Origin of the sequence: Streptomyces sp. NPDC059957, from assembly GCF_042730015.1 — a bacterium.
Classification (GTDB): Bacteria; Actinomycetota; Actinomycetes; order Streptomycetales; family Streptomycetaceae; genus Streptomyces.
The window spans coordinates 7,465-15,475 of the sequence record NZ_JBHWMB010000122.1 but is presented as its reverse complement, the minus strand read 5'-3'; the positions used below and the strand labels follow the sequence as shown (position 1 = coordinate 15,475).

6 protein-coding genes are annotated in these 8,011 nt (G+C 72.4%); 3 read left to right on the top strand and 3 right to left on the bottom strand.

Going from position 1 to position 8,011, the window contains the following annotated elements:
• Both ACFWBW_RS39895 and dacB read right to left on the bottom strand, forming a co-directional pair.
• Positions 1–1,019: polyketide synthase (locus ACFWBW_RS39895; RefSeq protein WP_385384188.1), on the bottom strand; the 1,019-nt coding region annotated here is incomplete at its 3' end.
• Between the two features lie 153 nt (positions 1,020–1,172).
• On the bottom strand, positions 1,173–2,816 hold the full coding sequence (gene dacB / locus ACFWBW_RS39890; RefSeq protein ID WP_385384185.1) for a D-alanyl-D-alanine carboxypeptidase/D-alanyl-D-alanine-endopeptidase: 1,644 nt from the start codon (positions 2,814–2,816) through the stop codon (positions 1,173–1,175).
• A gap of 245 nt (positions 2,817–3,061) precedes the next feature.
• Between dacB and ACFWBW_RS39885 the strand changes: the two genes are divergently transcribed.
• A complete protein-coding gene (locus tag ACFWBW_RS39885; protein ID WP_385384183.1) occupies positions 3,062–3,712 on the top strand; it encodes a hypothetical protein in 651 nt (216 codons plus the stop codon).
• A 79-nt stretch (positions 3,713–3,791) separates the two neighbouring features.
• On the opposite strand, the gene ACFWBW_RS39880 is transcribed toward ACFWBW_RS39885, so the two are convergent.
• A complete protein-coding gene (locus tag ACFWBW_RS39880; RefSeq protein ID WP_385384181.1) occupies positions 3,792–5,471 on the bottom strand; it encodes a carbohydrate binding domain-containing protein in 1,680 nt (559 codons plus the stop codon).
• A gap of 295 nt (positions 5,472–5,766) precedes the next feature.
• Between ACFWBW_RS39880 and ACFWBW_RS39875 the strand changes: the two genes are divergently transcribed.
• Positions 5,767–6,723: a GlxA family transcriptional regulator gene (locus ACFWBW_RS39875; protein ID WP_385384178.1), complete on the top strand. Its 957-nt coding sequence runs from the start codon at positions 5,767–5,769 to the stop codon at positions 6,721–6,723.
• 196 nt (positions 6,724–6,919) lie between these two features.
• Positions 6,920–7,918: a type I glyceraldehyde-3-phosphate dehydrogenase gene (gene gap / locus ACFWBW_RS39870; protein ID WP_385384175.1), complete on the top strand. Its 999-nt coding sequence runs from the start codon at positions 6,920–6,922 to the stop codon at positions 7,916–7,918.
• The last annotated feature ends 93 nt before the right edge of the window (positions 7,919–8,011 follow it).

Here is an 8,011-nt window from a genome sequence, read left to right as displayed (position 1 = left end):
GCGATGCCCGCCGCGGCCAGGGAGTGCCCGATCAGGGCCTTGCCCGCGCCGAGGTAGCACAGGGACGGGTCGTCGTCGGGGTACTCGGTGCGCAGCCGGCGCAGCGCCTCCACCTCGGCCCGGTCCTCAGCGGCGGTGCCCGTCCCGTGGGCCTCCAGGAAGGCCACGGAGGAGGGCGCGACGCCCGCGTCCTCGTAGGCCCGGCGCATGGCGCGCAGCCGGCCTTCGGCGGTGGGCACCAAGGGGCCGGCGCAGGCGCCGTCGTTGGCCGAGCCGATGCCCTTGATCACCGCGTAGATCCGGTCTCCGGCGGCGAGGGCGTCGGCCAGCGGCCGCAAGACGACGACACCGGCGCCCTCACCGAGGACGAACCCGTCGGCCTCCGCGTCGAACGGGCGGCACACCCCGGCGGTGGACAGGGCGCGCAGTCCGGGGAAGCCGGCCAGGCTGTCGGGGGTGAGGTCGAGATGGACGCCGCCGACGAGGGCGATCCGGCAGCTGCCCCGGCGGAGGTGGGCCATCGCCCGGTCGAGGGCGACCAGTGAGCCGGAACGGACCGCGTCGACGGCGAAGCCGGGTCCGCCCAGGCCGAGGTGGCGGCTGACGGCGCCGGACGCCAGGGTGAGCGGGCTCCCGGGCAGGATGCAGGCCTCGGAACCTGGCAGTCCGACGAAGACCCCGGTGTGCTCCCGGTCGAAGTCGCCGCGGCCCATCCCCGCGTCGTCGAGGGCCTCGCGGCTGACGTCGAGCAGCAGCCGGTGCCGCGGGTCCATGGCCCGCGCGCGGGCGGGCGGCACTGCGTGGTGCAGGGCGTCGAAGCGGTCCACGGAGTCGGTGAAGGCCCCGAAGACCCCGAAGGCCCCGAAGGCCCCGGCGGCCCCGTCGGCCTCGTGGTTCCGGCGTTCCCCGGACACCGCGCCGAACTGCCGTGCCCCGCTCAGCAGGAGCTTCCAGTAGCCGAGGACGTCGGGGGCGCCGGGGAAGCGGCAGCCGAGTCCGATGATGGCGATGTCAGTCATGGCGGGTCTGCCTCCGGTCCGGATGGCGCATCGCTCCTCCTGCTCTGCGCAGGACGGTCGCTTTCCACCGTGCCCGGAGGCGGCGCGGGGCCGTAGACCCGGCTTTTCGTTACTTGACAGGGGCGGGATCGGGTGCCGGCTGCCTGCCCGTGCTCAGCTGCCGCCCGCGCCCTCCTGGAGGTGAGCGGCGATCATGGCGACGTCGTCGGCGATGTCGAGGATGCCGCTCGGGTCGGTCGTCGGGGTCGAGGCACCGGTGACGCCCGCGTAGAACACGTCGAAGCGGCCGTCGCCCTTGTCCAGGTAGCCGGCGATGGTGATGGCGCCGATGCCCAGGCGGTCGTTGAGGGCGTCCAGCCCGACGGCGGCACCGGTCTTGGCGAACACCTTCCCGCGAGCCGGGCAGTCGCGGCAGTTCTCGGCCAGCAGCCCGTCGACTCCGAGGATCGGCAGGGCCTCGCGGAAGCGGCGCGCTTCGGGGGAGCGCAGCCAGTACGTCAGCATCTGGATCTCCGCCTGCGGCGTGGACCGGTCGACGGGGTTGCCGCCCCGCCCGTCCAGGAGCTGCACCTGGGCGCGGTCCACCTCGGCCTTGTCGAGGAAGGAGGCAAGGACCGGGAATCCGTCCATGCAGGCGCGGCTGCCGGTGGTGACCGCCATCAGGCACATGCCGAGGTTGGCGCCCAGGTTGTGGCTGACCTTGAGGATGAGCTCGGCGTACTCGGTGAAGGGCGGCGAGGTGTACGCGGCAACCCGCGCCCGCCCCTCGTAGCCGGCGGGCAGCCGGTCCACCGGGTTCCCGCCCGCCGGGTCCGCGGTCACGTCGACTCCGGCCCGTTCCAGGGCCTCGATCAGCGCGGTCCGGCCGAAGGCGGCCGGGTCGGCGATGGGGGAGACCTTCAGCACCGGTGCGGCGCCCGCCGCGATCGTGCCGGACAGCCGGATCCGGGTGCCGTTGTCCGAGGCCGTGACCGTGACGGCCGTCGGCTTGCCCGCCGCCACGGTCTTCACCGTCGAGGTGACCCGGTACGGGGCGACCTTCGGCCGCCAGTCCAGCCGGGCGGGCGCGTCGGCGCGGTCCCCCGGGGTGGTCGTCAGGTCGATGAGGTTGTCGTTGACGATCAGCGGGGTCGGCATGGGGATCAGGACGGGCTCGGGCTCGAAGAGCCGGTCGTCGACGATCACGTTCCCCACGACCCGGGTGATGCCGGAGTCGCGCACCTGGCGCGCGAGGAGGTCGATGCCGGCGAGCGGGTTCTGCGGGGTGAGCGTGGCACCGGGGACGTCGTCGGCGTAGGTGTGGTCGAGGTCGGTGAAGGCGACCGTACCGTCGGGGCGGGTCCTGCCGCCCATGGTCAGATCGCCTTGGGCGACCAGGGCGAGATCGCCGGTCAGGGTCGCGCCGCGGCGCTCGCCGACCGCGTAGACCGGGGTCACGAAGCGGTGGTCGCCGCCGAGGGCGTGCCAGGCGCCGGAGACGCTGAAGAGCTTGGCCGTGGACCCGGGGATGAAGAGCTGGTCGGGGAACCGGCTGTGGACGGTCCGCCCGGTGTCCGGGTCGACCTGGAGGAGACCCCACTGGGCGTTGCGGTACCCCGGCTTCCGCATGATCTCCGTGATCCGGGGGTCGAGCGGGTCGGAGCCCGTGGTGTCGGCGCCCGTGATGTCGGAGCCACCGGAGCCACCGGAGCCACCGGAGCCACCGGAGTCGGAGGGCGCGGGCGTAGGCGGCGTCGCCCCGGCGGCCGTGCCCGCGGTCAGGACCACGAGCAGGAGGGCCGCGCATCCGGCGGTCACGCGCCGCCGCAGGGACCGGAGGGGGTGCGTTCCTCGTGGCACGGCGGGCCCCGTTCGTCCGGGCGGCCGGCTCCGGAGATGTCACCCGGTCGCGTGTACCCGGCGGTACGCAGGGTTCAGCCAGCGTGGCACGGCCCCCTCCGGCACGCACCTCGCCGGGGCTCCGCCCACGGCAGGTGCGGTCCGGGAGCGGCGGCGTACGTTGGGAGGGGGAAGGACAACTGCCGCTGCAGGAAGGCTGACCCATGGCGCACACGGCTGGTGCCCACGGCACGAACAAGGTGGCGCAGCTGCTGGAGAGCCCCTTCGTGGGGCTGTCCCCCTGGATCGTCTTCGCCTTCGTGGTGGGGCCCGGACGCTTCGAATGGGCGGTGGGGCTGGCCCTGGCCATCTCCGTCTGCCTCGTCGTCGGAAGCCGTCTGCTCCATCCGGGATCCTCCGTGAAGATCCTGGAATTCGCCGACGTCGTGTTCTTCGCGGTCCTGACGGTGGTCGGGGCCTTCGCCGGCGACGGCACGCGCCGCTGGCTGGAGACGTACGCGGGCGAGATCTCGAACATCGCCCTCTTCCTCATCGCCCTCGGTTCGATCCTGGCCGGGGTGCCGTTCACCCTCCAGTACGCCCGGGAGCAGGTCGACCGGAAGTTCTGGGACACGCCGGTCTTCAAGCGGACGAACTACGTCATCACCGGGGTCTGGGGACTGGCCTTCCTGATCAACGCGGTCGTGGGGGCGTACGGCGACCTCGTGCTGCGCGACCCGGACAACATGTGGACCGGCTGGATCATCCAGGTCCTCACCATCGTCGGAGCCCTGCGCTTCACCGAAAAATATCCGGAGGCCGTACGGGCCCGGGCCCGGGCCGGCGCCGAAGGGCAGGCCCCGACCGGTTCCTGACCCCGTTGACCCCGTACGGGCAGCGGGGGGCACCGCGGAACTCCGCGACGGCCCCCGCCCGTACGGGTCGGACGGTCGGTCAGCCGGTGAAGCCGGCCGTGATGGAGGTGAACTGCCAGTCGCTCTGGGCGATGCCGGAGCAGGTCTCCTGCAGGCCGCCGCCGGGGCAGCCGCGGTCGCGGTTCACCGACCAGAAGGCGAGGCGCGCGATGTGGTGGGAGTTGGCCCAGTTGCGGATGTCGGTCCAGTTCTGGACGGTGGTGGTCTCCTGGGTGTCGCTGATGCCGTTCATGCCCGAGATGCCGATGTGGGAGTACGCGGTCGCGTCGTCCCAGCCGTAGGTGGACTTGAGCTTGGCCTTGAGGCCCTCGGTCGCGCTGACGGTGCTGGCGTACATGTCCGTCGAGGCGTTGCCGAAGTCGAACGGCATGATCGTGAAGACGTCGATGCCGGCGTTCAGGGCCTTGGACTGCTCGATCAGGCGGTTGCCCCAGCTGGTCGGGCCCGTGGTGGAGGTGCCGAAGGTCAGGATGGTCTTCAGGCCGGGATTGTTCTGCTTGACGATCTTGAGCGCGCCGAGGATGCGGTCCTGGACCACGGCGTTCTCGAACTCGTCGGTGTTCTCGATGTCCACGTCGATGGCCTTGAGCCCGTACGCGGAGATGACCTGCTGGTACGCACCGGCCAGGGCCTCGGCGCTGGAGCAGTTGGGGCCGAGCTTATTGCCCTGCCAGCCGCCGATGGAGGGCACGATGTCGCCGCCCGCCGCGCGGATCGAGGCGATGGTGCTCTGGTCGATGCCGCCGGTCAGCGGGCGCTGCCCGTCCCACGAGGGGTTGCAGCCGCCGGAGGAGAGGATGAACGCCATGGTGAACCACTTGGTGCCGGTCGCGTTCATCACCGTGGTCGCGCTCGGCGGGTTGCCCCAGCCGAGGTAGAGGTACGGAGCGGCCTGCTTGAAGCCGGTCGGCGGCGTGGTCCCGGTGTCGGTGGTGACGTTGACGGTGTTCGAGGCGGCCGAGGTGTTCCCGGCGGCGTCGCGGGCACGCACGGTGAACGCGTAGGCGGTGCTGGGGGTCAGGCCGCTGACGGTCGCGCTGGTGGTGGCGGAGGTCGCGACCTTGGTCCCGCCCTGGTAGACGTCGTAGCCGTTCACGCCGACGTTGTCGGTGGACGCGGTCCAGGCCAGGGAGGCCGTGGTGGAGGTCTTGCCGGTGGAGGCGAGGCTGCCGGGCACGGTGGGCGCCTGGGTGTCGACGGAGCCGCCGGGGCCGTCCAGGGTGATGTCGTCGGCGTGGTAAGTACCCTGCCCGTACCAGCCGTTGAGGTAGATCTCGGCGCTGGTCTGGGAGGCGCCGGTGGTGAAGGCGACGGTCAGCTTGGTGTAGGCCGCGGCCGAGGGGGTCCAGGTGGAGGCGCCGCCGGTGACCCCGAGGTAGACGTAGCTGCCGCGGACCCAGGCGGAGAGCGTGTAGCTGGTGTTGGGCTGTACGGCGACGGTCTGGACGCACTTGGCGTTGTCGCTCGCACTGGCCGCGCCGGCCAGGGCCTTGCTCCCGCCGTGCACCGGCGAGCCGACCACGGAGCCCAGTCCGCCGGAACAGGACCAGCCGGCCGTGGTGCCGGACTCGAAGTCACCGTTCGAAAGGATGTTGGCGCCGAAGGCCGCCCCGGGTGAGGTCAGCACCGCGGCCGCGCCGAGCAGGGTGGCGCCGAGGGCGCAGGCCAGCCGTGTGCGGGTTCGGTTTGGGGTACGCAAGGAAGTGACTCCAGTGGGAATGGGGGGACGGCGTGGAGCGCGAAGCGTGGGCGTGCGGCCCGCCGGGGACGCGTGGGGACGGGGCGGCGGGCCCGTGGGTGGGGGGCCTGCGACCGTGCGGGCGTGGGGAGTTGACGTCGTATCCGCTTCGTGTGCGCTCCGTGGCCGGGAACCTAATCCTCCGGAAGGACCGCCGTCAACAGGTCTGGACCAACTGATAGGTGGTTATCTCAATCGGAAGGTTTACTAACGGTGATGCTTGACAAGCCTCCCGCCCCTTCGGAAGCATGACGCGGTGCCAGCCTCCCGCCCCCACCACGTCGCCGTCCTCGTCCTCGAAGGGGCCAAACCCCTCGACGTCGGCATCCCCGCGCAGGTGTTCACGACCCGCGCGAGCATGCCGTACGAGGTCCGGGTGTGCGGCGCGGCCCCGGGGCTCGTGACCGGTGGTGACGGCCTGTCGTACGCCGTCGCCCACGGCCTCGAAGCCCTCGCCTGGGCCGACACCGTCTTCGTCCCCGGCTACCGGTTCCCCGACCGCGAGGACCCGCCGCGCGCCGTCGTCGACGCGCTGATCGCCGCCCACGAACGGGGTGCGCGGCTCGCGGCCATCTCCACGGGGGCCTTCGCGCTCGCCGCCACCGGCCTGCTCGACGGCAAACGGGCCACCACGCACTGGCACTACACCCGGGCGCTCGCGGCGAAGTGGCCGCTGGTCCGGGTCGACGAGAACGTCCTGTTCGTCGACGAGGGCTCCGTGCTGACTTCCGCCGGAGCCGCCTCGGGCATCGACCTGTGCCTGCACGTCCTGCGCAGCGATCTCGGGGTGGCCGCCTCCAACCACACGGCCCGCAGGCTCGTCGCGGCCCCCTACCGCAGCGGCGGCCAGGCGCAGTACGTGCCGCGCAGCGTGCCCGAGCCGCTCGGCCCGCGGTTCGCCGCCACCCGCGAGTGGGCGCTGCACCGGCTCGGCGAACCCCTCACCCTGGAGGCCCTCGCCCGGCACGCGGCGGTGTCCCCGCGCACGTTCTCGCGGCGGTTCGCCGAGGACACCGGGTACACGCCGATGCAGTGGGTGATGCGCGCCCGCATCGACATGGCCCGCGAACTGCTGGAGCGCTCGGAGCGGAGCGTGGAGCAGATCGCCGCGGACGTGGGCCTGGGCACCGGCGCGAACCTGCGGCTGCACTTCCAGCACATCCTGCGGACCACGCCGAGCGAGTACCGGCGCACTTTCGCCCGCGGCGAGTGACCGGGGGCGGCGTGGAGCCGCCAGTCCCGGCGACGGCGTGGAGCTGCCATCGGACGGCCCGGAGCCGCCGCCGGGCGGAGCCCCCGCCGACACGTGGCGCGATCCTTGCGGACCGTGGCGATCGCGCCGCTGTCGCAGGCGCCCCCAACCCGCGAATCTGGTGACGAACCCAAGGGACAGGGAACAGGGAGACACCATGACTCGCATCGCCATCAACGGATTCGGCCGCATCGGACGCAACGTGCTCCGCGCACTGCTCGAGCGCGACAGCAAGCTCGAGGTCGTCGCGGTCAACGACCTCACCGAGCCCGCCACCCTCGCGCGGCTGCTCGCCTACGACACCACCTCCGGCCGCCTCGGCCGGCCGGTGACCGTGGACGGGGACGTCCTCGTCGTCGACGGCCGCCGCATCAAGGTGCTCGCCGAACGCGAGCCGGCGCAGCTGCCCTGGGCCGAGCTCGGCGTGGACATCGTGCTGGAGGCCACCGGCCGCTTCGCCACCGCCAAGGCCGCCCGCGCGCACATCGACGCGGGAGCCAAGAGGGTGCTCGTCAGCGCCCCGGCGGACGGTGCCGACATCACGCTCGCGTACGGCGTGAACAGCGACTCCTACGACCCGGCCCTGCACACGATCGTCTCCAACGCCTCGTGCACGACCAACGCGCTCGCGCCGCTGGCCGCCGTACTCGACGAACTCGCGGGCATCGAGCACGGGTTCATGACCACGGTGCACGCCTACACGCAGGAGCAGAACCTGCAGGACGGTCCGCACCGCGACCCCCGGCGCGCCCGCGCCGCCGCCGTGAACATCGTGCCGACCACGACGGGCGCCGCCAAGGCCATCGGCCTGGTCCTGCCGAACCTGGACGGCAAGCTCTCCGGCGACTCGATCCGCGTCCCCGTTCCGGTGGGGTCCATCGTCGAGCTGAACACCACCGTCGCCCGCGACGTGACCCGCGAGGACGTCCTGGCCGCCTACCGCGCCGCCGCCGAAGGGCCGCTCGCCGGAGTGCTGGAGTACTCGGACGACCCGCTCGTGTCCTCCGACATCACGGGCAACCCCGCCTCGTCGATCTTCGACTCGCAGCTCACCCGCGTCGAAGGCCGCCACATCAAGGTCGTCGCCTGGTACGACAACGAGTGGGGCTTCTCGAACCGGGTCATCGACACGCTCGAACTCCTCGCGAGCCGCTGAGGCCGGGCTTCCGCCCACCAGGCGCGGGGGGGGGGGGGGGGGGGGTTGGGGGGTGGGGGGTGTGCCTTCCTCCCTCCTTTCCGTCCTGCCAGA